Below are 239 nucleotides of genomic sequence, written 5' to 3'. Positions count from 1 at the left end.
AACAACGGCTGCACGGCGGATCAGGAACTTCAGTTGACGGTAACTCCGAAGCCTTCAAAAATCATAACGACGGCCACAATCTGCTCGGGGGAGACTTATACATGGTCTGCAAACTCAGTTGACTATACCGTTGGGGGCACTTATCCGATATTGAACAACGGCTGCACGGCGGATCAGGAACTTCATTTGACAGTGACTCCGAAGCCTTCAAAAATCATAACGACGGCCACGATCTGCTC

The 239-nt window shown here is 50.2% G+C and carries 1 protein-coding gene; it reads left to right on the top strand.

The features are described 5' to 3' along the window. On the top strand, positions 1 to 239 hold a 239-nt coding region (locus tag ACWA1B_RS23540), incomplete at both ends, for a hypothetical protein (protein WP_456911112.1).

The organism is Flavobacterium xizangense, from assembly GCF_054075145.1.
This window is presented reverse-complemented; position numbering and strand designations above follow the sequence as displayed.